This is a genomic window from Niallia sp. MER 6, assembly GCF_023714395.1.
Classification (GTDB): domain Bacteria; phylum Bacillota; class Bacilli; order Bacillales; family Cytobacillaceae; genus Niallia.
This window is the reverse complement of sequence record NZ_JAMAUK010000021.1, coordinates 23,887-47,512: the sequence shown is the minus strand read 5'-3', so window position 1 is coordinate 47,512 and position 23,626 is coordinate 23,887. Positions and strand designations below refer to the sequence as shown.

At 40.6% G+C, this 23,626-nt stretch carries 28 protein-coding genes and 21 tRNA genes; 5 read left to right on the top strand and 44 right to left on the bottom strand.

Annotation, left to right across the window (positions count from 1 at the left end):
* Positions 1-65 precede the first annotated feature (65 nt).
* Positions 66-1,760: a hypothetical protein gene (locus M3600_RS20355; protein ID WP_251647278.1), complete on the top strand. Its 1,695-nt coding sequence runs from the start codon at positions 66-68 to the stop codon at positions 1,758-1,760.
* Positions 1,761-1,894: 134 nt separating this feature from the next.
* Here M3600_RS20355 and M3600_RS20350 read toward each other — a convergent pair whose 3' ends face one another.
* The 15 genes from M3600_RS20350 to M3600_RS20285 all read right to left on the bottom strand — a co-directional run bounded on the left by M3600_RS20350 (position 1,895) and on the right by M3600_RS20285 (position 12,485).
* Positions 1,895-2,326: a phBC6A51 family helix-turn-helix protein gene (locus M3600_RS20350; protein WP_251647276.1), complete on the bottom strand. Its 432-nt coding sequence runs from the start codon at positions 2,324-2,326 to the stop codon at positions 1,895-1,897.
* A gap of 12 nt (positions 2,327-2,338) precedes the next feature.
* Positions 2,339-2,914, bottom strand: coding sequence for a hypothetical protein (locus M3600_RS20345; protein ID WP_251647274.1), 576 nt, complete (start codon positions 2,912-2,914; stop codon positions 2,339-2,341).
* A gap of 52 nt (positions 2,915-2,966) precedes the next feature.
* The gene (locus M3600_RS20340; protein WP_251647272.1) at positions 2,967-3,398 is read right to left on the bottom strand and encodes a hypothetical protein; all 432 of its coding nucleotides are present in this window, start codon (positions 3,396-3,398) and stop codon (positions 2,967-2,969) included.
* A 17-nt stretch (positions 3,399-3,415) separates the two neighbouring features.
* A complete protein-coding gene (locus M3600_RS20335; RefSeq protein ID WP_251647271.1) occupies positions 3,416-5,380 on the bottom strand; it encodes a phage tail tape measure protein in 1,965 nt (654 codons plus the stop codon).
* A complete protein-coding gene (locus M3600_RS20330) occupies positions 5,373-5,645 on the bottom strand; it encodes a hypothetical protein (protein WP_251647269.1) in 273 nt (90 codons plus the stop codon). The genes M3600_RS20335 and M3600_RS20330 overlap by 8 nt, the downstream gene beginning before the upstream one ends.
* Positions 5,646-5,706: 61 nt before the next feature.
* Positions 5,707-7,614, bottom strand: a complete 1,908-nt coding sequence (locus M3600_RS20325; RefSeq protein WP_251647267.1) for a phage tail protein — start codon at positions 7,612-7,614, stop codon at positions 5,707-5,709.
* A gap of 16 nt (positions 7,615-7,630) precedes the next feature.
* Positions 7,631-8,404 carry a hypothetical protein gene (locus tag M3600_RS20320; protein ID WP_251647265.1) on the bottom strand — a complete coding sequence of 258 codons (774 nt, stop codon included), beginning with the start codon at positions 8,402-8,404 and terminating at the stop codon, positions 7,631-7,633.
* 56 nt (positions 8,405-8,460) lie between these two features.
* Positions 8,461-8,766: an HNH endonuclease gene (locus tag M3600_RS29410; protein WP_396953831.1), complete on the bottom strand. Its 306-nt coding sequence runs from the start codon at positions 8,764-8,766 to the stop codon at positions 8,461-8,463.
* Positions 8,767-8,994: 228 nt separating this feature from the next.
* Entirely contained in the window at positions 8,995-9,150 is a 156-nt protein-coding gene (locus M3600_RS20315; protein ID WP_251647264.1) for a hypothetical protein, read from the bottom strand.
* Between the two features lie 11 nt (positions 9,151-9,161).
* Positions 9,162-9,458 (bottom strand): hypothetical protein, encoded by a 297-nt coding sequence (locus M3600_RS20310; protein WP_251647262.1) that lies wholly within the window; start codon positions 9,456-9,458, stop codon positions 9,162-9,164.
* Positions 9,430-10,344: a hypothetical protein gene (locus M3600_RS20305; protein WP_251647260.1), complete on the bottom strand. Its 915-nt coding sequence runs from the start codon at positions 10,342-10,344 to the stop codon at positions 9,430-9,432. The genes M3600_RS20310 and M3600_RS20305 overlap by 29 nt, the downstream gene beginning before the upstream one ends.
* Position 10,345: 1 nt before the next feature.
* Positions 10,346-10,579 (bottom strand): helix-turn-helix domain-containing protein, encoded by a 234-nt coding sequence (locus M3600_RS20300; RefSeq protein WP_251647258.1) that lies wholly within the window; start codon positions 10,577-10,579, stop codon positions 10,346-10,348.
* 757 nt (positions 10,580-11,336) lie between these two features.
* Positions 11,337-11,699: a hypothetical protein gene (locus M3600_RS20295; RefSeq protein WP_251647256.1), complete on the bottom strand. Its 363-nt coding sequence runs from the start codon at positions 11,697-11,699 to the stop codon at positions 11,337-11,339.
* A gap of 113 nt (positions 11,700-11,812) precedes the next feature.
* On the bottom strand, positions 11,813-12,055 hold the full coding sequence (locus M3600_RS20290) for a hypothetical protein (RefSeq protein WP_251647255.1): 243 nt from the start codon (positions 12,053-12,055) through the stop codon (positions 11,813-11,815).
* A 109-nt stretch (positions 12,056-12,164) separates the two neighbouring features.
* A complete protein-coding gene (locus M3600_RS20285; protein ID WP_251647253.1) occupies positions 12,165-12,485 on the bottom strand; it encodes a hypothetical protein in 321 nt (106 codons plus the stop codon).
* Positions 12,486-12,732: 247 nt separating this feature from the next.
* Between M3600_RS20285 and M3600_RS20280 the strand changes: the two genes are divergently transcribed.
* Positions 12,733-12,954 (top strand): helix-turn-helix domain-containing protein, encoded by a 222-nt coding sequence (locus M3600_RS20280; RefSeq protein ID WP_251647251.1) that lies wholly within the window; start codon positions 12,733-12,735, stop codon positions 12,952-12,954.
* Between the two features lie 15 nt (positions 12,955-12,969).
* Here the strand turns inward: M3600_RS20280 and M3600_RS20275 are convergent, their stop codons facing one another.
* The 3 genes from M3600_RS20275 to M3600_RS20265 are packed head-to-tail and all read right to left on the bottom strand — an operon-like array spanning position 12,970 to position 14,916.
* Positions 12,970-13,614 carry a replication-relaxation family protein gene (locus tag M3600_RS20275; RefSeq protein WP_251647249.1) on the bottom strand — a complete coding sequence of 215 codons (645 nt, stop codon included), beginning with the start codon at positions 13,612-13,614 and terminating at the stop codon, positions 12,970-12,972.
* Positions 13,604-14,731 carry an FtsK/SpoIIIE domain-containing protein gene (locus M3600_RS20270; protein WP_251647247.1) on the bottom strand — a complete coding sequence of 376 codons (1,128 nt, stop codon included), beginning with the start codon at positions 14,729-14,731 and terminating at the stop codon, positions 13,604-13,606. Before M3600_RS20270 ends, M3600_RS20275 begins: the two co-directional genes overlap by 11 nt.
* The gene (locus M3600_RS20265; RefSeq protein WP_251647245.1) at positions 14,731-14,916 is read right to left on the bottom strand and encodes a hypothetical protein; all 186 of its coding nucleotides are present in this window, start codon (positions 14,914-14,916) and stop codon (positions 14,731-14,733) included. The genes M3600_RS20270 and M3600_RS20265 overlap by 1 nt, the downstream gene beginning before the upstream one ends.
* A gap of 286 nt (positions 14,917-15,202) precedes the next feature.
* Between M3600_RS20265 and M3600_RS20260 the strand changes: the two genes are divergently transcribed.
* The 3 genes from M3600_RS20260 to M3600_RS20250 are packed head-to-tail and all read left to right on the top strand — an operon-like array spanning position 15,203 to position 16,504.
* Complete coding sequence (locus tag M3600_RS20260) at positions 15,203-15,388, top strand: helix-turn-helix transcriptional regulator (RefSeq protein WP_251647243.1); 186 nt, start codon at positions 15,203-15,205, stop codon at positions 15,386-15,388.
* Between the two features lie 54 nt (positions 15,389-15,442).
* Positions 15,443-16,036, top strand: a complete 594-nt coding sequence (locus M3600_RS20255; RefSeq protein ID WP_251647241.1) for a restriction endonuclease — start codon at positions 15,443-15,445, stop codon at positions 16,034-16,036.
* 42 nt (positions 16,037-16,078) lie between these two features.
* A complete protein-coding gene (locus M3600_RS20250; protein WP_251647240.1) occupies positions 16,079-16,504 on the top strand; it encodes an endonuclease domain-containing protein in 426 nt (141 codons plus the stop codon).
* Between the two features lie 10 nt (positions 16,505-16,514).
* Here M3600_RS20250 and M3600_RS20245 read toward each other — a convergent pair whose 3' ends face one another.
* The 26 genes from M3600_RS20245 to hmpA form a co-directional block, all read right to left on the bottom strand.
* Entirely contained in the window at positions 16,515-16,700 is a 186-nt protein-coding gene (locus M3600_RS20245; RefSeq protein ID WP_251647238.1) for a DUF4177 domain-containing protein, read from the bottom strand.
* Between the two features lie 96 nt (positions 16,701-16,796).
* The gene (locus tag M3600_RS20240; RefSeq protein WP_251647236.1) at positions 16,797-17,333 is read right to left on the bottom strand and encodes a tyrosine-type recombinase/integrase; all 537 of its coding nucleotides are present in this window, start codon (positions 17,331-17,333) and stop codon (positions 16,797-16,799) included.
* Between the two features lie 807 nt (positions 17,334-18,140).
* A complete protein-coding gene (locus M3600_RS20235; RefSeq protein ID WP_251647234.1) occupies positions 18,141-18,818 on the bottom strand; it encodes a helix-turn-helix domain-containing protein in 678 nt (225 codons plus the stop codon).
* 159 nt (positions 18,819-18,977) lie between these two features.
* Positions 18,978-19,949, bottom strand: a complete 972-nt coding sequence (locus M3600_RS20230; RefSeq protein WP_251647232.1) for a tyrosine-type recombinase/integrase — start codon at positions 19,947-19,949, stop codon at positions 18,978-18,980.
* A 101-nt stretch (positions 19,950-20,050) separates the two neighbouring features.
* Positions 20,051-20,124 (bottom strand) — tRNA-Arg (locus tag M3600_RS20225).
* Between the two features lie 37 nt (positions 20,125-20,161).
* Positions 20,162-20,236: transfer RNA gene (locus M3600_RS20220), tRNA-Asn, on the bottom strand.
* 9 nt (positions 20,237-20,245) lie between these two features.
* A tRNA-Ile gene (locus tag M3600_RS20215) sits at positions 20,246-20,322 on the bottom strand.
* A gap of 9 nt (positions 20,323-20,331) precedes the next feature.
* A tRNA-Gly gene (locus M3600_RS20210) sits at positions 20,332-20,405 on the bottom strand.
* 34 nt (positions 20,406-20,439) lie between these two features.
* A tRNA-Gln gene (locus M3600_RS20205) sits at positions 20,440-20,511 on the bottom strand.
* A gap of 18 nt (positions 20,512-20,529) precedes the next feature.
* Positions 20,530-20,605: transfer RNA gene (locus M3600_RS20200), tRNA-His, on the bottom strand.
* Positions 20,606-20,617: 12 nt separating this feature from the next.
* Positions 20,618-20,701 (bottom strand) — tRNA-Tyr (locus tag M3600_RS20195).
* 29 nt (positions 20,702-20,730) lie between these two features.
* Positions 20,731-20,807, bottom strand: a tRNA-Asp gene (locus M3600_RS20190).
* Between the two features lie 3 nt (positions 20,808-20,810).
* Positions 20,811-20,884, bottom strand: a tRNA-Met gene (locus M3600_RS20185).
* Between the two features lie 22 nt (positions 20,885-20,906).
* Positions 20,907-20,999 (bottom strand) — tRNA-Ser (locus tag M3600_RS20180).
* 18 nt (positions 21,000-21,017) lie between these two features.
* Positions 21,018-21,094, bottom strand: a tRNA-Ile gene (locus tag M3600_RS20175).
* A gap of 6 nt (positions 21,095-21,100) precedes the next feature.
* Positions 21,101-21,177, bottom strand: a tRNA-Met gene (locus M3600_RS20170).
* 29 nt (positions 21,178-21,206) lie between these two features.
* Positions 21,207-21,282 (bottom strand) — tRNA-Ala (locus M3600_RS20165).
* Positions 21,283-21,303: 21 nt separating this feature from the next.
* Positions 21,304-21,380 (bottom strand) — tRNA-Pro (locus M3600_RS20160).
* A gap of 3 nt (positions 21,381-21,383) precedes the next feature.
* Positions 21,384-21,460 (bottom strand) — tRNA-Arg (locus M3600_RS20155).
* 7 nt (positions 21,461-21,467) lie between these two features.
* Positions 21,468-21,542: transfer RNA gene (locus M3600_RS20150), tRNA-Gly, on the bottom strand.
* Positions 21,543-21,561: 19 nt separating this feature from the next.
* Positions 21,562-21,646, bottom strand: a tRNA-Leu gene (locus M3600_RS20145).
* A 5-nt stretch (positions 21,647-21,651) separates the two neighbouring features.
* Positions 21,652-21,727 (bottom strand) — tRNA-Lys (locus tag M3600_RS20140).
* A 16-nt stretch (positions 21,728-21,743) separates the two neighbouring features.
* Positions 21,744-21,819: transfer RNA gene (locus M3600_RS20135), tRNA-Thr, on the bottom strand.
* A 7-nt stretch (positions 21,820-21,826) separates the two neighbouring features.
* A tRNA-Val gene (locus tag M3600_RS20130) sits at positions 21,827-21,902 on the bottom strand.
* 6 nt (positions 21,903-21,908) lie between these two features.
* A tRNA-Glu gene (locus tag M3600_RS20125) sits at positions 21,909-21,983 on the bottom strand.
* Positions 21,984-22,295: 312 nt separating this feature from the next.
* On the bottom strand, positions 22,296-23,492 hold the full coding sequence (gene hmpA / locus M3600_RS20120; protein ID WP_251647230.1) for an NO-inducible flavohemoprotein: 1,197 nt from the start codon (positions 23,490-23,492) through the stop codon (positions 22,296-22,298).
* Positions 23,493-23,626: the final 134 nt, after the last annotated feature.

Genomic DNA, 23,626 nt, shown 5'->3' with positions numbered 1-23,626 from the left:
GATTGACATACAATGCCAATACTGATGTAATTTACTTACATATATAATTAAGCGGGGAATATTAAATGTTTAGTCAATCAATGAACATCTACTCAATTTTATCTTTTAATAAAGATAATTATTCAAAGGTTATTAAAAATATTGAAAAATCTAGGGGATTCATATCTTACATTGATTCCAGTAAGAAAGAAAGAAAAATTAACCCTCGTTATGAAAAGTATATTGAGTCAAAGCAGGCATTGTACACCGCTCGCCCACCATATACTGGAAGTGAATCTTCTAATTCATTCCTTGCATACAAACTGCCGGAAGGTATAACTGAAGAAAATATTAATTCATGGCATAATAAGTATGGGATTAGTGATGACTACTATATACATAAAACATTAATAGAAGATGACTCATTAAAAGATTTAGGGGCACGAGTGAGTACTTTTCAAGCTATTCCAATAGAATCAGATATTCTAGACCTTTCAACTGAACTAGATACTCAACTACAACTACTTAACCAATCCTGTCTAAGTTCTGAATTTATTTTACATAAACATCGAAGATTTTTTTTGTTACCGTTTATCGCTAAAAAAGATGATAAATATGTAGAACCTATTGTTATAGCAAATGTTTACTCCATTGGTATTATAACAATTCAACTTATCCTTGATTTCGAACACAAGGAAACAATTAGTTTAACGGAAGGCCCTCCTAGAGATATTAGTTTTCCTTTAGTGGATTTTTATAAGATTAAATCTGAATATAAATTTCAGGATTTCTGGGAAAAAGAGACCAAAAAAAATCTGAATGTAGATTCAATTAGTGAATACTATGAAAAACAACTTTCAAAATTATGTGGTATTAAATTACATACAAATCCAGAATTCCGTTCAGTTAGTTGGGCATTAGGGGATTTCAGTAGGCAGGAAGAAAATCACCTAGAATTTATTAAGAAAAACAAAAGATTGTATTTTAGTTTACTAACAAATTCTAACAAAGAAATCACAGAAAGACAGACTGTGGAAGAGCTAGACAAGTATGTTGATAATTCCACCGTTACAAAGACTTCTGAAATATGTTATTTTTGTTCTCCAATTACTTCAGTGTTTACCATAGGTCATGAAACATTTCTCAAGAAAGTATTGGAATCGTTAGGGGAACATGCTGACGAGCTTAAACAACAAGGAATTTATGAAGAAGTTCTAAATGCTCAATATAAAAAAGTAAAGCTTGTTGCTTCACTCCAATGCCTACGCTTTTATGAATTGACTTTTATAAAAAGATACTTTCTGAAAGAATTACTAAATAACATCTCAAAAGGCTCCTACAAAAAACTTAAGGATTATGACTCTGTAAAAAAGGAACTCAATTTCATTAAACTTCAATACGATGAGGAGATTTTGTTCTTTACAGAAGGAAGCCCTAAGGAATTATATAAAAGCATATTAGATAAAACTAATGTGGACAATCTATTAGATAAAGTAGAAGATATGGTCAAAAGTGTTAGGGAAGATGTTTCTAATTTTAGAGAAAGAGATATTAAAAAGAATGAAACATTAATACTAATTCTTTCCTCAATTTTGGCTATTCTACTTGGATATAGAGGCCTAAAGTATATTGTCGAAGATATCTTAATTAATTTAAATTTACCAATTATAGGAATTTTAATTACTAACCATCCATTAAGGACCACCATAATTATCTGGAGTTTACTGGTTTTATATATGTTATGGTTAAATGTTAAAAGATGGTTCTTTTCTAGAAAATAAGAGTTAATAAAGATTTCCTTATTAACTCTTTCTGTATCATTTTATTTTCACATATCTCCCAGATCTTTACCGTTTAAAGGATATTACATAAAGACCTTAAAATATTTAGCCTGGGCATAAGTCTGGGCTCTACTTTATTGCAAAATTTTATTAAGCTCTTCAAGATCACGTCTGATTTCTTCGTCAGAACGTACGCTAGTCTTAGGCGTTTCTGACTGTACAATTTCTTTCCTATCGATAAGCCTTCCGGATAATTTGAAGTAAAGTTCCAACGCCTTCATGCTCGGTATTCCATTATTTGAACGACCTTCGATTGATTCTTGTAACTTCGCAATAGCTGTCGGCATAAATGAATCGATAGCATTGTCCGTAATGTAGTTTTGATACAACAAGAATGCTCGGTTTTTTCTCCATTCGTACAGTGTCCTCGCTGTGACGCCTATCTCTTCCGCAATTTCTTCATAAGTTCTTTTCTGCTTGCCGGCGAACTCGTTATCAACAAGTATTTGTGCTGCATTCATTTGTTGAATTGTTAGGCTTGATTTAATCTCACTAAGCGTAATCATTTCGGCTCCTCCTTAGAATAAATGTTTAATTGATTCGTAATGTTCCATGTAGCGCTGGGCCTCCGCATTAAATAACGCATCATCGGCCTGCAATTGTTTGTACTCTACCTCTGATTCCCTTCGTATTTCCTTGAGCATTTCAGTGGTTAAACGGTGGTTATACGTCGCCTGATCGAGTGTCATTTCGAAACCTAATTTCGCAATACTTAACGCCATCCCTAAACGACGAACGTATTCACTTGCGCCTGCATACTGGTCAGATTTATCGATGTACCTTTTCGCCAAGGACATACCGGTTGCAAAGCAGTTCTGACGGGACTTCGAGTATCTAATTAGCGTTAAATAATTCGCATACTTTTCGAATATCTCTAAGCTTGCAGGTAGTACTTGATTGCTATCGCTACATAATTGCGTATACTTTGCAACGTACTGAAATAACGGCTTGCAGCGCTCGATTAGTACCGTCGTCATTGCTTCCGAAACGAAGTATTCCGGTGTTTCCTCCGGCACTCCTCTAGCGATTCTGTCCTGGCGTACCTGCTTTTTAAGTTCTTCTAGTTCACTTTTTAATTGTTCAGTTGAACGCATATATTACCGCCTCCATAAGTAAAGCCCGACTGCAAGCAGCCGAGCCGTTATATTATCTTCTTCCGTTGCCACGAGTGGCTGATTTTTGCATTGAGAACAACTCACGAGCAAGAGCCGTTATGTCGCTGTCTTTTCTTACGGTGATATTAGCGCCTTCAAACATTCGCTCAAAGTTAATAACGGTATCTCTTGAATCGACGTACGACTCTGACTTGAAATTGCCTAACGAGGCGTTACCAGTCGGCATATTATATGCAACTGCCATATCCATGCTTTCCGGCATGATAGCCTGCGACATTACCTTTGCAGCGTTGATAACGGACTTCACGTTGCCCGTAATACCTTCGGCAATACCTGCTGGAATGAATTTACCGACTTCATTTTTCATAACGCGGGAAGGCGAATGAATATCGAAGAATCCAGTAAAGCCATTTTTAATCTTTTCTCCGATACCTGTTACCGCGTCTTTAACTGCTCCGGCCATTGAAGAAATACCGCCGATTAAGCCATTAATAATGTCCTTACCAGTTTCTGGAGATCGATACCTTCAAAGATTCCGATAATATTCTCCATAATCGATTCAGCCGTATCTTTAATCGTTTCCCAAGCACCTTCCCAGTCTCCCTGCAAGATTTTCATTGTTGTTTGAATAATTCCAAGTACTAAATCGATTGCAGTTTCAACTACGGCTTTGATTGTCTCCCATGCTGCTTCAAGTACTCCGACAATGATAGGCCATACCATTTGGAATATGCCCTGAATGAGGCCCATAACCATTTGGATATACTCCCAAACAACTCCGAAGTAAGTTTGCACCAATGTCATAATCGCTGCGCCGTTATCATCCCAAAACGCTTGAACTTTCGCTAACTGCTCGCCAATAAACGCACTGATATCTGACATAACCCATTGAACCACGCCGTTAATGTATTCCAACGCGGTAAAGAATGCGTTTTTAATCCACTCCCAAGCAGCATCTACCATGCCGCGGAACCAACCGACATGATTGTATGCAGCCACCAATGCGACTCCGAGTCCGACTATCCCAGCAATAATTAACGTAACTGGCGACATCACCGCGCCAAGTGCGACCCCTAATAATTGAATACCGGCAATTATCGAGGGAAGGAATCCAATTAAGGCAAGAATAGGTCCTCCGATTAGAAGTAGCCCAGCAACTAAGACACCGCTAATTGCAATTACACTTTTCATTGGAGCGGATAGTGCATTGAATTTGTCGGCAACCCATTGTAGCGCACTAACAATACCTGAGATTAACGGAAGCAATGCGTCTCCAAACGAAATAGCCAGCGTCTCAACTGACCCCGACAACTGTTCCATTTGTCCTCGAACGTTTTTCAGCTTCTCGGCGGCAACATCGGCAGCAGTAACCTTCGACATCTCCTTGTACATGCTGTTAATTCCGTCAGCACCTTCTTTGTAGAGGATATTCGCTGCACGGATTGCATCGGTACCAAACATCGTTTTAAGTGCCATCTGACGTTGTTCGTCGGTTAAATCGGCTAACTGCGTTTTTAATAGCTCTGCGATTTCAGCTAATGACTTAATAGATCCATTGGCGTCGTAAAATTTACTTTGTCCATCCGCCGTTGCTAATCCGAGGTCCTTCATTTGCTCGGCAGCTCCATCGGTTGCAGGCGAAAGGTTTAACAGCATCGTCTTTAATGATGTACCAGCATCTGAACCTTTAAGACCATTCTGCGCAAAGGAGGCAAGTGCTGTAGACGTATCTTTAAACGATAATCCTATGCCACTAGCTACCGCAGAAACCATTGATAGACCATACTTTAACTCGCCTACGTCCGTTGCAGAAGCGTTGGCGGCACCGGCTAAAAGGTTTGCGGCGTCAACTACTTCGAGATTGTCCGATTTAAAGGCGTTTAATGCCGTCGAAGCAATTTCGGCTGCCTCCGCTAATTCCAATCCGCCTGCAGTTGCCAGGTTCAAGGCGCCTTCTAATCCGCCGGACATAATATCATCGAGTGACACACCGGCTTTAATAAGTTCCTCGATACCTTGCGCACTTTCTAACGCTGAATACTTCGTAGAAGCTCCGGCATCGAGTGCGATTTGTTCAAGTGTTGCCATCTCTTCGGCAGTAGCTCCGGAAACGGCTTTAACGCTAGATAGTTGCGCCTCAAAGTCCATCGCCTTATTTGCACCGAATCCAAGTGCCCCAGCAATTGCAATGCCTGCACCACTCATTGCGGTACCAGCTGCAACCATAGAACCCGACGCATTAGAAACACTGCGAGAAAGCGAGCCGACTTGTTGCGACGTTTGTTGAGCGCTTCCGTTTACTGATGAAAGAGACGAACTAAGTTGTCGCCCCATTCCTGAGACTGTACTTTGTAAGCCACTTACCGAGTTTTCAAGCGAACGAAATACGTGTGTAAAGTCGTCCTGGGCGCTTATTCGAAAAGAAATATTGTTTTGATTAGCCATTAGACTCACCGACTATCTGCTCAAACATCGTCAGTAACTTCAACACTTCGGCTTCCGCCTTGAGGCATTCGGCTCGTAACTCGCGATCAGTAACCGTTTTGTTCAACTTGCGAATCTTTTGACTTACCGGCTTCATTTTCTTTAAACCTTCTGCTGCAAATGTTCTGAGTTGGTCATGATTAGTTACTTGTTTAAACTCCTTTAGTAACTGCTTATGATCCTGCAAAGACGACTCTAATATTTGCACCTTCTTTTTCATGGACATTGTTATTCCTCCTTTTATAAATAAAAAAGAAGCCGAAATTAATCAGCTCCTTGTTTTCCTATCAATAATCGCCGCCACCACGACTCTGCAGAAATACTTGAGAAAATACTTGTGCAGTAATGCGGGCCAGCTTATTTGGTTTAATTTGAATCGTATGCCAACCACGATTAACTTTTCCGTTTGAATCGATATCAAGGTACGGTATCAAATCGATTAAGTTACCACTCGTAGCCGTGAATGGCACGGTGTTTCCATCGACAACTATCTGTACAGACGTTGCAGATTCGTCCAACTCAAAGATACCGAACTCGATATCGTGAGTATGGTTCGGCAATGTTAATTCGTGTGTATGCGCTGGAATCGTTACGTTGTGAGTGTGAGCCGGAACTGAAACAGAATGCGTGTGAGCCGGAACACTGAAATTATGCGTATGTGCTGGCACTGTAACGGAATGACTATGTTCAAAATAGTCGCCAGGTATTTGGACTTCGTGCAAGTGGAATCCGTAATCTGGATATCCTTCTGCGCTTCCACCGATAGCATTTTGCGGAACTTGTGACGTAAGGTTTAACTGTGCGAAAGACTTAGTACTCGTGGACTGAACCGTTCCTCCTCCGCTTTCCGTTGAAGTACTTACTCCGCCACCACTTGAACTCGTCTGTGTCGACTGTCCTCCGCTGGAACTAGTTTGAGTAGAGCCACCGCCAGAACTAGTCGTGTCTACGATTGCCCCACCACCTTTAATCGAGCGTTCATATGCGCGGAATTTATCGGTCTTATAAGACATAACGAGCTTATTTATACGAACTAACTCGTCCGGCAAATAGATGGTAATTTCCGCAGGATTATCACTGTCAGCGTTATCGGCAAAGTTATGAGAATCGATGTTGGTTGCGCCCTGTGAGTACACTTCGTTTATTTGCCTAGACCGTTCCAATCCAGCGATAGAACCCGCTATATCCTCGTACTTATTGGCGATTTCAAGCGACACGTCTTCCAGCGCCCCTTTAATGTCGGACCTTGATTCGCTAACTATACGCTGTTCAAATGTTCCGAAGTCAGGATCGACTATCCTAACGACCTTTCCGCATTTAAATTCGTCAATACTCACACCTGTTAGTGCTGATAAGTCCGCAGCAGTAACGCTATAAGAAACTTTCGGAACACTCGACTGCTTCAATAGCGCTTTCGCGTTTGCTAGTAAAGTCGCAGCATCTTCGATGGAAGTATCGGCGTATACATACGCTTTGAGCCCGTATGTCGCAATCGAAGTAGTATCTTCAACGTATGGCTTGCCGCTGTTGACTTTATCGATTTTAAGTTGGTTTACTCCTTCGCCATATCCAAGTGCATAAATACGATTAGTTATGTCTGTTGGATCCTCGTCGCGTTTGTTTTCTACTAAGTTCTTTGCGTACCTTATTTCGCAAGTAGGTGTGCTGCTCGGTTTAATTAGATTCAACGTCCACGGATAAGAGCTTGTATCGTAAGTCCACTCGTAATTTTCGTCAAACGGTTCGGCTATTGAGTTTATTGCTCCAAGTAAGCCGTTTTCGTTCTCCCACTTATACGCAAAATACTTATCAAATGCACATGTACCAAGCTTCCAATGTGTTGTAGATTGCTGCGATAGAATATACTCGATGTTGTAGCGTGTTGTTCGATTTGTTGTTTGATGGTATTGAAAAAGCACGTCGTCCAACAGTGTGGCTAAAACGTGCTCTAAGTTAAAGGTTATTTTCTTGTCTGTTTCGTTACGCAATGTAGAACTTGGCATTATTCGAAATAGTCCATGGTTTGGAATATCTACATAATAAAGTGGCTTGCACTCTGCAACCTTCGGATCATCTAAGGGCAAAGAAAAAGAAGCCAACGGAATTTCGTTCAGCTTCTTTTCATAGGAAACTTCGTATGCATTTTCGAGGTATGCGACTAGTTTTCGGTCACTATTCAGGACTTTTAAAATCATCAACATTCCCCCCTTGTTAAATTATGTTTCGCTCGTATTTACGAGCAATCCGATCAAAATCCCCTCGAATATTACCACTATACTTTTCAACTGCTTCTAGCATTCTAAACTCAACGGAGGCATTTCTTTGGCTCTCATTTGTTGATACTTGCTTAATTGACTCATAGGCTCGACGAATGACACTGTTAACAGTTGCTTGTCTAGAGATGTCATCTCTTGCCTGCATTTTTTTACCTTTAAGCTCTAACATAGTTTTAATTTCGCTGAATTGCGATAAAAGCTCACGCGCTGAATCTTGATCGATATTCATAACATGTTCGTCAATCGCCTTAATTGCTTGCGTAAAACTGCTTGCCATACTAACCTCAGTTTTAATGATTCCAACTGTTTGGCGAACTTTATCTGCATCATAATTATTAGTTAGTTCTATTGTACCTGCGGTTCTTTTTGCTGCTTGCTTTAGTGTCTTTAAATCCTGCTCATACTTGTTCTGATATTCCTCCACTTTCACCTCAGTTGCCTGTTTTAACGCAGCAATCTCCTCTAACTTTCCTTCTGGTGTAAGACGATAGTTTTCCTTAATTGAGGTGATTTTTTGTTCAAATTCTTTTAGTAATTTATCTACGCCCTCCTTATGTGCATTTAATGATTGATAATTAACTTCTCTTGCTTTTCCTTGGCTAATTAATTCGTCTGCTACATGTTTTTCCACAGAGTAAATATAATCAGCTGACTTTCTTGTTCCTCTGTCTATAACACTTTCTACCATATAAATTTCTGTATAATTCATAATTCCATCTCCTTAGTTAGGTTTAATTTTCATTCCTTTGAATATTGCATAATTCATTACATTACTCCTCGATTAAACATATCTCGTACTCCTTCGCGAGGAAGTCCTGACATACATTCGGTGTAGGTGATTATGTGCTCTACGTTATTACAAGCAAATTCTACAACCGAGGAATTAGACTTGACTGTATTACACCTCTGACAGCAAATCACTATATTTGATGCTGTATTAGTCCCGTTTTTTGAAAAGGGAATAATATGATCGACGCTTGGCGTGTCTTCTAATTTCTGGTCACAATAAGCATAAATCCCATCGAAAAAATCAAAAATATCTCGAAGCTGCTCGAATGTTAAGTCATCCACAACACCGTACTTTTTAGCCCTGGATTTAGCAACGTGAAAAGCCCGCCGGATAATTCCGTTATAGGAAGATCTATAAGTTACGTTCTCCTTCTTTTGACAATCTCGACAAAGACACCTTATCCCGCTTTTACTTCTCGAATCCTTGTTAAAATCCTTACGGTCCTTAGCTAATCCACACTTACTACAAATTTTAGTTAACACCTAAACCCCTCATTTTCTTAAATATTATTAATTTAAATTATTGTCATTCTCCTTTAATTTCTCGAATAATTTGTTAGTCCAATTAGTTGCATCGTTTCGTCGTGTAAAAGAACGGTCTGCCCTTCGCTGTTGGCGTTGACTCATGCCTTCATAACGTGTTTTCTTTGAATTTTTTCGTGCCATAGTTATCCCCCTCATTCCTCTAACATTTGTCGTCTTGATTTAATTGCTTCATAAAATGGACTGTCTATTTGTATGTCGGTCGCCCCTTTGCTCTCCGCGATTTTCACCGCATCATCGAAGGCGCCTTCTACTGCGCTATCCCTTGCGAAAGAAGATCTAACGATTGTTTGTTGTTCCGTTATCTCTCCTGTTTCCTCATCCGCAGTGGTAGTCGTTAGCAAGAAACCGCCGGGCATTGCCATAGTTGATTGCTGTATAATCACGCTTTTCATTTCGCACCTACTTAAAAAGGATGCGGATAGCTTCAAGGCTCTTTCCGTCTCCTGCGTAGACTACGCGAGGATTTACTACGACTTTCTTTTTCTTTCCGGAGGCATCGAAGAAACCAAACACCGGCTGACCTTCGTACTTAATAGCGCGTAATGCAGTCGATAGCCTTTTCGATGTTGTGTAGCCGAGTAATGTCGCCAACTCATCCAACTCCATCGGCTCAATTAAGTCGTAGTTACTTTCTTCCGGGTTATGCGCTATGATGTTGTACTTAAAATTAACGTAAGGCAGCACCGCATAGATGAGCGCAAGTTGTTTAATAGGGCGTCCGTTATACATTGCGTATAGGTCGCGCACTGTCTTGCGGAAAAGACGAGTATAGCGAAAGGATTGCGTCACTGTCTTAACGTCCTTTAGGTATCCGCGATAGAAAAAGCCAGGATTAACGTATAGCTCCGAACCTTCTTCGCGAATGATATCGCTCTGTAACGCCTTAGTGTAGAACTCGCTGAACTTATTGCGACTAATACCGACTAGCTGTGCGAGGCCTTTCTTATCGATAGGCACGCCGTTGTCATACTTTAGCTGGCCTGTTTCCCATGCGATATACGTGCCGATGAACATAACGCGTGCGAGGTCCGATTGATTAAACCGCGGTAACTCTTGCTCCATCGATTTGCAGGCACTAAAAAAGGCGTACACAAATCCGCCGTTCGCGGTTTCATGCGCCTCTAATTCATCTTTCGTTTTCTTTCCGTATATTTGCTGTTGCGTAACTTTAATGCCGACGTCATAACGGTGTGTAACATCCTCACCTTTACCGTTGATTACCTGTAGACCTTTCTTTTCATCCATTACAGCCCGTTTCTGATTCGGTGTAAGGCCCATCCAAGCGCGTTGTTCCTCAAGATAATTAATCGCCAAGTTAAATCCCCCTAATATTGGTTTCTTCGTATATTGCGAGAATGCGAGCGAGCTTTTCAGGCGTTAGTTTTAACTCCGTAATTAGCCTCCTTTTAACTCGCTCCGATAAGTTACGGCTGCCTTTTTCGATCATGTTGATATATGCCGGGGAGACTTCGCAAAGAGCGCCTACCTCGGTTTGGGTTAATCGGTAAACCTTACGAATCTTATAAAATTCATCAGCTGTTAAATACATTGTTTCGACCTCCTTGTGAGTTTTTATTAACTTTAGTGGAAACTAAAAAAGCGCCCTCAATCGCATAGGCATCGCGATTGAAAGACGCTGGATATGTTTTATTAAATTAACCTTTCCCACCTATAGGTGCGCAGAGAACAAAAATACAACCTATAATATTTCGATTTAACACAAATGTAATATTTCTACACTCTCACCCTATAGGTGCGTAGAAAGCAAAATAGCATCCTAACTTGTTAAAATTTCTTCTCATATATAAGGCAGACAATCCGCAGAAAAAACAACCTATTTTGTTAATTTATTTCTACATATATAAGCCAGACATTTCGGCAAAAATGGTACTACTCCTCTATAAAAGGCTAGATAACTGAAGGGATAAAAAGGTACCTTCACAACTATCCTGATACAATTTCCACTAAAAAGTAACTGTCTTTAAAAATATTGCCTATATACTTTGCTAAGAAATCTAATAAAAAGTAATCTCCTCACCTTTATTACGACGAAATTATTGAAAAGTAAGCCACTAAACTCTCACTTTGACCCAATTATCTTTTATTCGGTGGGAATGGGGCGCATTAAATCGCACTTCCCTCCTATACGTGCGTACAGCGATAAAATGTCGGTTATTCAAAATAAAAATCATACTAACTGCGCAAGTACACTTCTCATCCTATAGGTGCGTAGAATGATGTTTTGGGGCATTATTTTAATTCAAAAAATAACGTTATCAAAAAAGGGCTAAGCGTTCAGCCTGCCCTTAACCGATTAATTCTAATACCTCGTCGATGTCCATTCGAACATTTAACGATTCTCTTAGTTCGTACCCTTTTGCCGTAGCCCTTGTATATCGTTCCTCAACAGTTTCGATATTATCTCGTAGCATTGTGTATACCGGACTTACTTGCTGAAGAGTATCTTTGATTACCCGACGATATTGCAAAGTCTCTTTTAATTTCAAAGCGTAGGAATGTCCGCCCTCGGAATCAAACTCGCTTCTTTCGATATCGTGGTAAATACTCGATACTTTTTTATCTAACGCAGATTGCAGACCGTTCAATTTATCGTATGTAGCCTTCGTTTCTTCATAAAGTCCTACTAATTTTTCGTAATAGTTTTCCATTTTCGCTTATCTCCCTTATTCGTTTGATAAGCTCGGTCGTTTGCCGCCGATCCGAGCGTGAAACTAACCGTTATTGCCGTAACGGCTATGCCCGCCAGCCAGACGTTCTTGTATTAGTTCGCTACAAGTAAATCCACTAATGCATTCGGATTGCTGATTAGATTTATATATCCGTTATCTTCTTTATCGAGATCCACAATAACAACGCCAGGAATGTCTGTATATATTGCGGTGTAAATATCAAATTCCCCATCTGCAACCGAAAATACTTGTCCCGTTGGAAATAGCACACCTTCTGTATTTTCTTGCTCGTTGATTTCCCCTTGATATCTATATTGAATTGTCACCTTTACCATTTTATTTTCCTCCTCAATCCCTCTGCATTTTGCGAGGCTGCCAAGTCTCTCTATAGTCAATCTTTACTTTTCTTAACGGTATTTGCTATAATTTATATACATTGTTTTTTCATTTGCTCGTCGACGTTCCCGCGTCGCTGGGCATTTTCTTTTTACCCGCTAATGCCTCAATAACTTCTAAAAAGTTTGCCTTCGAAAGAAATTCTGCATTAACCTCAAGTCCAGTAGTACTTTCCATTGTGAAGAAGACACTCACGCAGTTACACAGGTCGATTTCGACCGATTTTTGCTCTTCGCTTATTTCTTCTTCTAATACTCGAAATGCCCAATCTCCTTGCTCTACATACGATAAAACTATATTTGGTGCTAATACTTTTGCCACGCCGCTAACCGTTTCAAATGCCGGGTTACTCGGGCATGTGTAAAGCACGTTTACTTCTCTCATCCGCTGATCACTCCTGTCATGATTAATGTAAAGATGCTAGCAGGTACAATCCAAAAAGCTACTTTCCAAAGCCAGTGATTATCGTTCAACAAAATCATTATTTCACCCCCTGACGTTCTGCTTGTACTTAGTGTACTGCATACCGTCATTATTGTAAAGTAAAATAAATAAAAAATTATTTTATTTAGCAATTTACTGAAATTGTGATATATTAATTAAGAGGTGATAACCTGTGGAGAAAGAAAAAACTATTGAGAGCACATTAAAAGAGATTATTGAAAGCAGAGGAATAAAAGTTTCTTGGATATCTAACCAATCAGGTATTAGTCGTAATACGATTCATACGTATATAAACGGTGGGGTTCCTGCTTTAGACAAAGCATATGCGATAGCAGAAGTATTAGATTTATCGGTCTATGATATATGGGTAAGCGTAAAAACCTCCGAAAAGTAATCGGAGGCCTTTTTTTTATTTTACGAGCATCTTTATTCCGCCACCTTCGCTTTTAATAGCGGTCTTTGTTACTTTGCGAGGCTGTAACGATTCAACAAATTCGGCGAAACTGCTACTTTGGAATATGCGAAAAGGGTAATCGCCTTTAATGTTGTACGGTTCTGCAGAAAGAATTAAAACGTGCGGAAAGGGATTCGGCAGCACTCCGCTGTTATATAAGTCTACATATCGTTCCAGTTTTTCGTTCATTTGCTTCGGACTGTATAGCGTTCTTTGCACCTCGATAAAGAATCCGGTTCCCCTAAATACGGCGAATATGTCCGGTTCTGCAACGCCTTTCTTTCCGTACTTAGGTTCCGGCAAAAATGATTCTAACCGTCCTAACTTTCGCATCTCTTTATAAACGTTTAAGATTGCAAGGAAGTGCCCTATCTTGGCGCTATTCTTCTTCATACTAACGTCAGGACCGAAATAAACGTAAGGCACAAAAGCATTGGAACGTTGTAACTTGCCATCACGTACTAACCGTAATAGAACGTTATTCGCTGCAACTTGTGGATTCTTCAAATTGGCGAAATGTAACTCGGCGATACTATCACGGTCCATCACACGGAATTTATTAAGGTCCTTTATAATCGCTTTGTCTCGGTTAGTTGCCATTGAATACGTCCTCCTCGGTTAGTTGTTTCGGTTCTTCCGGCTTTACTTCCTTCGCTTGCTCTTTCATTACCATAAACGGATTGAGTAGCTTCTTCGCTTTATCCATCGTAAGATAAGGCGCTTGTATCTCCCGTATCTTATCGCTGTTCATAATGAAACGCCCTTTCACTTCGATTTTTTCGGCATTTGGCGTATTCACAATATTTGATTCGATGCGATCGCGCAATTTAAACCCCATAGAGACGGTCAGATTGGCCCGAATAGTCGTATCGAGTACTTTGCTATGAGGACGTTGCATAGATAAAAGTGCTATAACCCCTAAAGTTCGGCCAATTGCTACAATCTCCGTTAACATAGACATTATCTCTTCGTTTTTCCTCAGCATTACGAACTCGTCAATGCAAACAACCCAATACGGACACCGTTGTTCTGGCGGTAAGTCGTCAATATGGTCAACTTCGTATAACTCTGTCAGCTTACTTCGCCTCTCCATTTCTAAACTTATCTTCAATAACATTCGTTCAATATCTCGGGCGCTGCTATAGACGCATTGTACGTGCTCCACTTTGCGGAACAAATGGAACTCAGATCGCTTGCAATCTCCGAGAAATAACTGTAGTTCTTCCGGTCGCTTAGTTTTAATAAGCGTTGTAAGAATAGAGCGTATCTGGGTGGATTTTCCGCTACCAGTGGCGCCAGCAATTAATATGTGGGGCTGTTCGAGTAAGTCAAACGCATGGTACTCCCCGTTGCGGTCCTTTCCGCAAATTATACCGAGTCTAAACGGAGAAACTACCGGCTGTATATCGGCAAAGTTATAGGTTAAATCGCTTGGCATTGATTGCTGGTGAGTCGTAAGAGTAAACTTCTTTATTTCGCCTTCAAGTTCAATGCTGCTACCGAAGTATTGCTGAAATACGTAAAAGTTCTTTTTAAGTAAGTCGGGATTCATGCCGTTTAGTAAGGAGAATGTAATTTGAGTTGAATTTTCGTTTGTGACTACGGAATGTATTCGAGGGTATAGTTTGCGGTCGTCTCCGATTGTTTTGTAAAGATCAGCGGAACGGAATGCATTAATTAGTTTCTTACGTACACTTAATTTTAACCAAAAATTCATTACAGCCACCTCAATATCGCATTAGTTTCCAAAAAGTAAACGCCGGCAATCATAGCGACAATAGGGACGAGAATTCTTAGCGTTAGGCCAAGGCCTTGGAATCCATATGCCTCTGCAGTCTTATCTAGTAAAGCTATTGCAAGCATTGTTCCTCCCGCAATAATAATTGTAGGTGTAAATAACATTGATGTTCCCTTCTCTCTTAACAGATTTGTTATTTTGCATGCCTATAACATTTATCGTCGTAAAATTCTTTTACACTACTTATTCGATAATGTGAAATTAACGTGAAGCTATCGTGTTATAAGCCTATTAGCCACTGTTTGTACATTATTCGCAAAAATTCGAGAAACTTTCGTATAATTTTGGGAAAGTTGGACGAGAATGCTAGTACTATCTTTACATTAGGAGGTCATTAGAGTGTTTTCGTTATTTGGATTCGGAGGAAAAAAACGCAGTAAGTTGGGGAAAATGATAGATCGTCATGGGTATTCGCAGGAAGAATTACGCGAGGAATCTGGGGTTAGTAGGAATACGGTAAGTAAAGCATGCAACGATCCAGACTATGTACCTTCACCTAATGTATTGAAAAAGCTAATGAAGGCGGTCCGTAAGATTGACCCCGGAGCTAAAGTAGACGATTATTTCGATGTATAAGAATAAAGTCACCTATTTATGGAAAAGTTAATTTTAAAAAACATAGGTGATTAAATGAAGAATAAAAGGTCAAAGAAAAACAGCAAAGTATGGTGGAAACAACCGACCAATATTATTTTTGGATTCTGCTTATTTGTAGGCTTTTTAAGTACAGAACAAGGCGCACGAATAGTCGCAATCATATTTAATCTTCTAATACTTGCCGGTATTTCCTATTTGCTGTATCGCTATTTAAGAAGGAAAAAAGTATTTCAACATATTATAGATCTTAGTGAAGTAGATAAAATGAAGGGATTAGAGTTCGAGCATTTTCTAGTGCCTCTGTTCGAAAAAATCGGTTATAAAGCTGAAGTAACAAAAGGTTCAGGAGATTACGGGGCGGACCTTATCCTACATAAAAGGCAAAAAAAGTTTGTGGTACAAGCCAAACGTTATAACGGTACAATTGGGGTTTCGGCCGTTCAAGAAATAGTGGCTGCAATGGGATATTATAATGCACATGGTGCAATGGTTATAACTAACAATTATTTTACACCTGCTGCAGAGAATCTAGCGAAGGCTAATAAAGTACGCTTAATCGATCGGGACGAACTAGTATATATGATTAACAAGGAAAGAAATATCCGTAATAAATTTGTACCGTCTTAATTGCGGTACTTATTTTAATTTAGGAGTGTATAACTATAACTCATGCTTGAATATATAGTATTTTTTGGTTTACTAGCACTAAGTTTACTCGCATTTATTCTTCATAAGCCCAATGAATCCCCACCAGCCACACCTAGAGATAGATGCGAAAGTCCAATTGAAAGACGACTTTATGATGCTTTAGTATTTAATGGTTACGATGTATCAACACAGGTTCATTGCGGTTCTTATCGTATTGATATTGCGCTCATCTCCTATCGTCTTGCAATTGAATGTGACGGAAAGCAATGGCACTCTTCACCTGAACAAAAGGCACATGATCGAAGAAAAAATCGATATTTACAAAAGAATGGATGGAAAGTATTAAGATTCTCTGGGAGACAAATTAATGGTCAACTACCAAAAGTGTTAACTAGGATAAAGAAGGAGACATATTCGTCTATTGACGATATTAAAGCCCCGACATAACGTCGCGGGCTTATTTTTCACGCATAAGAGTATAGAATATCTCGTCAGAATTACCGACGCCAACTCCTGCAGTAAAACTCGTTACTACCTTCCAGCCTTCCGCTCCCAGTTTGTTCAATTCAGTGTCGGGATCTACCTTCGATTTGAACACACCTTTTCGGTCAAACTTAATAGTCTTGTATTCGTATGTAGTCATACAATCGCCTCCCTTTAACATCATTATATCGCACTAAAAAACATAATTGTAAAAAATTCCAAGCGTTTTTTAATTCGCAATTTGCATGTGTTTGTGTCAAAGATTAATCGCCCTATATACGTCGTCAGTCTGCTCCTGTGTAATACCGATATATTTTAACGTTTCTCTTTGCGAAGTGTGGTTTAGTATCGTCATTAATTGCGAAAGGTCAACTCCGGACTTATATGCGAAATAACTGAACGTTTTCCTCATCGTGTGAGTGCCCATTTCGATGCTAAGGTCGGCACGTTCTGCTGCTGCGTTTAAAATACGATATGCCTGAACTCGGCTGATTGCTTTATCGCCTTTACGTGACGGAAATAGCCAGTCGCTATCCTTTGCGTCTGCAGGTACGAGTTCCTTTACCGCCTTCTTAATCGAGTTGTTTATTTCGAATCGCTTCGTCTTACCCGTTTTTATTTCCGTTCCGATGTAATCCTTACCGCGCAAGTCTCCGACCCTCAACGCAAGTATGTCCGAAATACGTAGCGCTGAATTGATTCCGACTATAAATAACAATAGATCACGGCCATGTAGCGACTTTTTCATTCGTTCGATGTCCGCCTTTTTGCGAATAGGTTCGACAGTACTCATGTAACGTTACCTCCAATAACTCCGATTTTGTTACATTCATTGTATATCTGAGGCATTGCGTTTGCAACCCCGGAGTTTAAAATTTTTGCTGCGTAATTTTTTACCCTCGGGATTCATTTTTGTTGCTCGGAAGTTGCTACGGCCTGGAGACGGATTGGTTTTCGGGAGGGCCGCCCCCTTCTAAAATTCTCGTTCGGGTTGTCGCTTCGTATTGTATAACGAATTCATTATTCCGCATAAATTATGTATCAATTGCATGTATTGTTACATAACGTCGGTCGTTCAAACGTTGATATGACGGTCTTCGTTCGATATTCATTGCGTTAACGATTCACTATGACTTTATACAGTCGTTTAGAGTTGGTATATCAACGGTTACTTATCGTAAGTGGTTCGTATATTCTGCATAAGATACTGCATAAACGAATATATCTAACCCTGATGTTTCGGAGGCAGGCACGCGTCAGCAGCTTGCGCCTGATATCTAACCCTTTATAATCACTGTATTTCGGAAGATATCGGAATCTATAGGGACATTTCGGGTGCAAAATCGCCATTTAAGGGGACATTTCGGGTGCATTTAAAAATCGCCATTTCAGCCGAAAAACCCTTATATATCAACAGATTACTCCGTTTTCCTCCCATTTCCGTAAAGTCTGGTATATCTTAGTCAGTACTACAACATTGCGCCTTTATTTCGCTAACGCTCAAACGGCGCTACATATCATCACTTCGTTTAAATCTTATGCAATAAAATAATATGCAATAATAGGGCAGCAGGCGGACGTAAGGACGACTGCAAGGTTTTTACTCAAACGAATAATAGTCGTTAAACATTTCAGTCACATATCGTTTCTTAGCCTGGCGCTTTATTACGCCAACAAAGAACGCAATAGGCTTACGTAGTTTCTTGCGTTTAGCTTTCATGGCGTAGAATGCATCAATCGCTATTTCCGCCTTAGTTGCGGACGTAAAGTTATATGCGTATGTAGTAGCGTAAGCTGCTCGCCAATACTCCTCGATTGTTTTAACGTCACTATGATGCGCAGAAACTAAATCGAAGAATGATTGCGCAATCCACGCCGGCTTGGCCGTACGTTCTTTAGCATTATTTATAGATTTTGAGTTTAATTGCGGAGCTTCTTCGCTGTGACAAGCTGGTGTGACAACGGCGGTTTTTACCGGCAGTATAACGATTAAATTGCTCGTTTGCCTACGGTCACCCGTTTGTCGCATGCGCTTAACTTGGCGTATAATACCGAGTGCTTCTAGTCGATTGCAAACACGAATAACAGTGCGACGTGACTTGCCGATCAATTCAGCGATTGTTGACTTCGCAAGAAATGACTCGCCGATAGTCTTGCATGAGTATTGCGAAAGTATATCGAGTACTGTCCGTTCTGTTGCGCTCAAGACATGGCGGTCCCTATGCTCACGTACTGCAGCGTTTAGTTCTTCGATTGACTTAAACGTATTTTCATTCATTTCGTTCTCTCCCTGTTTAAGGAGCGCAAACCCAAACATAGTATTCGAAAAAAAGTTCGTAGTTAAATAAGCGTTGACTGTTACGCTTTTTTTCGATAGTATGGAATTATCGATTCGAGAGGGTGTTAGCCGTTGCCGCGGCTGGCGCTCTTTTTCTTTTTATAAGTAATTTCTTAACTCTTGTACAACTTCTTCCTTGTCTAAATGGATATAACGAGTTGTTACATCTAAGTTGCTATGCCCAAGCGCTTTTGAGATAAGTCCTATGTTAGCCCCTTTATTAAGGAGTTTTTTTGCAAATCCACGTCTTAAAGCATGTGCGTTGATATTTTTTAATCCGTATTCTTTCACATACATACTTAAACGCTTAGTAATGTTATTGTTAGTGGGACTTGATGCAACTTGTCCCCCGTGTATAGTAAGAAATAAGAAGTTATTTTTAACCCTTCTGTCTTTACGAATTAAATCATTCTGTTTTATTAGTGCCTGAAACAACCTAGATAGAACGTTATCAAACGGCAGATATATAGATTCGTGATTTTTTAGAATGCCACCATCTATCTTCAGCAGATTATTTTCAAGATCTACATGCTTCGTTTCTAATTGCGCAAGAGTTCCAACGCGTATCCCCGTCTGATACATGCAACAAACCGCAGTAGCATCACGTAGTTCAATAAAGTTTGTAAGGTCGAGTATAGATAAAAGGACATTTATATCTCTGTCTGTCGCTCCTTCTTTTACCGGCCGATCCGCTTTTATTTTTATATCAATCCAAAATTTCGTCTCAATCCAGCCGTTGTTAAAACAGCGACCAAGAAACGCTTTGAAGCATTTTAAACGTATTAGTTTCGTTTGGTTACTTACGTTCATGGAGGACAACCATTCGAAGATACTTTCCGCAGTTATTTCTTCGATGTATATCACTTTGGTAATTCTGCAGAAATGATTTACGTGTGTTTCGTAGTCAGTTAAGGTTCGTTGCCTTAACCCTACCGCCTTCATTTGACGGAGTACAGTTGCGAGGGCCTTATCGATTGGGATGCCAACGAAAGACCTTTTTCGTGGTTTCTTTTGGGAGAATAAGCCGGTTAAATCGGTTTCAACAGTTAACGATGCTTTCTTTTTCGCCATAAAAAATACGCCTCCTTATTCGCAAGTTGACCGATTCATTGACCGTTACAACTATTCGAATAAAAAGGCGTATTTTCAACGCTTTATTAACGTTTTTGGTACGCGCCTTAGAGGATTCGAACCTCTGACCGTACGCTTAGAAGGCGTATGCTCTATCCAGCTGAGCTAAAGGCGCATGTTTTGTTTTCGTTATGTATATATATTAATTTATATGGCTCCGCAGGTAGGATTCGAACCTACGACCGCTCGGTTAACAGCCGAGTGCTCTACCACTGAGCTACTGCGGAACAATAATATGGTGGGCCTAAATGGACTCGAACCATCGACCTCACGCTTATCAGGCGTGCGCTCTAACCAGCTGAGCTATAGGCCCATATTATTTTGGAGCGGGTGATGAGAATCGAACTCACGACATCAGCTTGGAAGGCTGAGGTTTTACCATTAAACTACACCCGCAAGGATAAAAAGGGAATAAATCATTCCCTTATGACTGGGCTAGCTGGATTCGAACCAACGAGTGACGGAGTCAAAGTCCGTTGCCTTACCGCTTGGCTATAGCCCAATGAATATGAAGAAAATATGGGGCGACTGATGGGAATCGAACCCACGAATGTCGGAGCCACAATCCGATGCGTTAACCACTTCGCCACAACCGCCAAGGTTATAAATGGTGGAGGGGGACGGATTCGAACCGCCGAACCCGAAGGAGCGGATTTACAGTCCGCCGCGTTTAGCCACTTCGCTACCCCTCCGATATTATATTACAAACATATTTTAAAAATGGCGGTCCGGACGGGACTCGAACCCGCGACCTCCTGCGTGACAGGCAGGCATTCTAACCAACTGAACTACCGGACCAGATTGCGGGGACAGGATTTGAACCTGCGACCTTCGGGTTATGAGCCCGACGAGCTACCAGACTGCTCCACCCCGCGATAATATTATTTATTTAACTAATGGAGGAGGAAAGGGGATTCGAACCCCTGCGCGGTTTGACCCGCCTGTCGGTTTTCAAGACCGATCTCTTCAGCCGGACTTGGGTATTCCTCCTTGATAAAAGCATTCCGATGGTGGACCTTGTAGGACTCGAACCTACGACCGGACGGTTATGAGCCGTCTGCTCTAACCAACTGAGCTAAAGGTCCGAAATATGGTAGCGGCGGAGGGGATCGAACCCCCGACCTCACGGGTATGAACCGTACGCTCTAGCCAGCTGAGCTACACCGCCATATTATCATCCATACATTTTTATAAAATTGGTGGAGCCTAGCGGGATCGAACCGCTGACCTCCTGCGTGCAAGGCAGGCGCTCTCCCAGCTGAGCTAAGGCCCCGTTATTATTTTAGAATATTAATGGTCGGGAAGACAGGATTCGAACCTGCGACCCCTTGGTCCCAAACCAAGTGCTCTACCAAGCTGAGCTACTTCCCGATATGGCGCGCCCGAAAGGAGTCGAACCCATAACCTTCTGATCCGTAGTCAGACGCTCTATCCAATTGAGCTACGGGCGCATTTTTTTGGAGCGGAAGACGAGGTTCGAACTCGCGACCCCCACCTTGGCAAGGTGGTGTTCTACCACTGAACTACTTCCGCTTAGAATTATTAAATTACATGGTGCGGGTGAAGGGAGTCGAACCCCCACGCCTTGCGGCGCTAGATCCTAAGTCTAGTGCGTCTGCCAATTCCGCCACACCCGCGTAAATGGTGAGTCATGCAGGATTCGAACCTGCGACCCTCTGATTAAAAGTCAGATGCTCTACCAACTGAGCTAATGACTCATCTCATTTTAAAAGATGGTGCCGACGAGAGGACTTGAACCCCCAACCTACTGATTACAAGTCAGTTGCTCTACCAATTGAGCTACATCGGCATTTATATGGTGGAGGATGACGGGATCGAACCGCCGACCCTCTGCTTGTAAGGCAGATGCTCTCCCAGCTGAGCTAATCCTCCGAATATTGGTGACCCATACGGGATTCGAACCCGTGTTACCGCCGTGAAAGGGCGGTGTCTTAACCGCTTGACCAATGGGCCAGTTTTTATATTTTTTCCTTGCTGATTCAGCGTTTATTTCGTTTGTTGTATCAGCGACAAGTAATATTATATAACTCTATTCAAGTTAACGTCAACACTTTTTTAAAACTTTTTTTAAAAAAATAGGCTTATTTTTGCAAAATGCCGTCATATCAAGGAAAACCGCCCTGTTTTTAAGACGGTTTTTTTATTTTAAACGAAATATGTTTTAAAAAAAAGCACCCTTTGCACCAAAAAAACTAATGAAAACGAAGATTGATTTTTAGAATAGATGAAAAAGAAGCGGACATTTGCCCGCTCCTCCCTATTCAACTATTCCAAATTGCTTGCTGGACCAAAAAATTCAAAATGAATATTAGCCGCTGGCACATGCAATTCTTTTAAATGAGCGTTTATTAGTTTCATAAATGCAGTTGGTCCGCAGAAATAGAAATCCGCATCCTTACTTGGAACAATTGACTGCAGCCATTCAAGATCCATATAGCCTTCTTTATCAAATACCTTAGCTTCTATATCTTTTTCTGTTGGTGAAGAGTATGCAACATAACTTCTTATATTAGTATGCTTGTCAGTTAGCTGTTGCAATTCTTGTTTCATTGCATGAACAGAGCTGTTCAATGCACCGTGAACAAATACTACTTCTCGCTCTGGCTGCTCTTTGACAATTGTGTTAAGCATGCTGATCATTGGGGTAATGCCGACACCGCCACTGATTAGTACAACTGGAGTTTCCTTTTGGTCAAGAACAAATTCCCCAGCTGGTGCACTTATTTCTAAGACAGAACCTGCTTGGATCTCATTATGAAGGTAATTGGAAACTACCCCATGTTCTTCTCGCTTCACACTTATACGATAGTAAGACTTGCCTGACGCATCAGATAAGCTGTAGTGGCGAATATGTGAATATTCTTCTCCTTCTGGATGCACTCTTACTGTTAAGTATTGACCTGGTAGGAATGATGCAATTTCCTGTCCGTCTTCTGCTTCTAAATAGAAGGATGTTATTACATCACTTTCTGCTACTTTCTTTGTAACGACAAAGTTTCGGAAGCCTTCCCAGCCGCCTGTTTGTTCTTTTGCTTCTCTGTACATATCTTGTTCAATACCGATAAAGGCATCTGCAATAACACCATAAGCCTCTGCCCATGCACCGATAATCTCATCTGTTGCGGCATCGCCCAATACATCCTTGATAGCTTGTAATAACGTTTCCCCAACAATTGGATAATGTTCTGGCAATACACCTAGCGCTCTATGTTTTTGCGCAATTTGTTTAACAACCGGAATAATCGCACCTAACTTATCAATATGAACCGCTGCTGCATAAACAGCGTTAGCGAGAGCCGTTTGCTGCTTACCCTCTCTTTGATTAGCATGATTAAAGATATTCAACAGTTCTGGATGATTAGTAAATAGTGTTTTGTAAAAGCGAGTTGTTATCTCTGTTCCATGCAATTCTAATACAGGCACAGTACTCTTAATAATTTCAATTGTTTTTTCATTTAACATGATTATTTCCCCCATCATTTAAACATGTATTTGTTCTACATGTTTCCATTATACTTAACTTAATTACAAAAGATATATTTTGAATACATCTTTCATAAATTTGTCACAATTACACATTAAGCGGTTAGGTGCTA

Coding starts and splice junctions, on each gene's coding strand:
- M3600_RS20355 (WP_251647278.1), top strand. CDS start 66: ATGTTTAGTCAATCAATGAACATCTACTCAATTTTATCTTTTAATAAA.
- M3600_RS20350 (WP_251647276.1), bottom strand. CDS start 2,326: ATGATTACGCTTAGTGAGATTAAATCAAGCCTAACAATTCAACAAATG.
- M3600_RS20345 (WP_251647274.1), bottom strand. CDS start 2,914: ATGCGTTCAACTGAACAATTAAAAAGTGAACTAGAAGAACTTAAAAAG.
- M3600_RS20340 (WP_251647272.1), bottom strand. CDS start 3,398: ATGGCCGGAGCAGTTAAAGACGCGGTAACAGGTATCGGAGAAAAGATT.
- M3600_RS20335 (WP_251647271.1), bottom strand. CDS start 5,380: ATGGCTAATCAAAACAATATTTCTTTTCGAATAAGCGCCCAGGACGAC.
- M3600_RS20330 (WP_251647269.1), bottom strand. CDS start 5,645: ATGTCCATGAAAAAGAAGGTGCAAATATTAGAGTCGTCTTTGCAGGAT.
- M3600_RS20325 (WP_251647267.1), bottom strand. CDS start 7,614: ATGATTTTAAAAGTCCTGAATAGTGACCGAAAACTAGTCGCATACCTC.
- M3600_RS20320 (WP_251647265.1), bottom strand. CDS start 8,404: ATGAATTATACAGAAATTTATATGGTAGAAAGTGTTATAGACAGAGGA.
- M3600_RS20315 (WP_251647264.1), bottom strand. CDS start 9,150: ATGGCACGAAAAAATTCAAAGAAAACACGTTATGAAGGCATGAGTCAA.
- M3600_RS20300 (WP_251647258.1), bottom strand. CDS start 10,579: ATGTATTTAACAGCTGATGAATTTTATAAGATTCGTAAGGTTTACCGA.
- M3600_RS20295 (WP_251647256.1), bottom strand. CDS start 11,699: ATGGAAAACTATTACGAAAAATTAGTAGGACTTTATGAAGAAACGAAG.
- M3600_RS20290 (WP_251647255.1), bottom strand. CDS start 12,055: ATGGTAAAGGTGACAATTCAATATAGATATCAAGGGGAAATCAACGAG.
- M3600_RS20275 (WP_251647249.1), bottom strand. CDS start 13,614: ATGGCAACTAACCGAGACAAAGCGATTATAAAGGACCTTAATAAATTC.
- M3600_RS20270 (WP_251647247.1), bottom strand. CDS start 14,731: ATGAATTTTTGGTTAAAATTAAGTGTACGTAAGAAACTAATTAATGCA.
- M3600_RS20265 (WP_251647245.1), bottom strand. CDS start 14,916: ATGTTATTTACACCTACAATTATTATTGCGGGAGGAACAATGCTTGCA.
- M3600_RS20260 (WP_251647243.1), top strand. CDS start 15,203: ATGATAGATCGTCATGGGTATTCGCAGGAAGAATTACGCGAGGAATCT.
- M3600_RS20255 (WP_251647241.1), top strand. CDS start 15,443: ATGAAGAATAAAAGGTCAAAGAAAAACAGCAAAGTATGGTGGAAACAA.
- M3600_RS20250 (WP_251647240.1), top strand. CDS start 16,079: ATGCTTGAATATATAGTATTTTTTGGTTTACTAGCACTAAGTTTACTC.
- M3600_RS20245 (WP_251647238.1), bottom strand. CDS start 16,700: ATGACTACATACGAATACAAGACTATTAAGTTTGACCGAAAAGGTGTG.
- M3600_RS20240 (WP_251647236.1), bottom strand. CDS start 17,333: ATGAGTACTGTCGAACCTATTCGCAAAAAGGCGGACATCGAACGAATG.
- M3600_RS20235 (WP_251647234.1), bottom strand. CDS start 18,818: ATGAATGAAAATACGTTTAAGTCAATCGAAGAACTAAACGCTGCAGTA.
- M3600_RS20230 (WP_251647232.1), bottom strand. CDS start 19,949: ATGGCGAAAAAGAAAGCATCGTTAACTGTTGAAACCGATTTAACCGGC.
- hmpA (WP_251647230.1), bottom strand. CDS start 23,492: ATGTTAAATGAAAAAACAATTGAAATTATTAAGAGTACTGTGCCTGTA.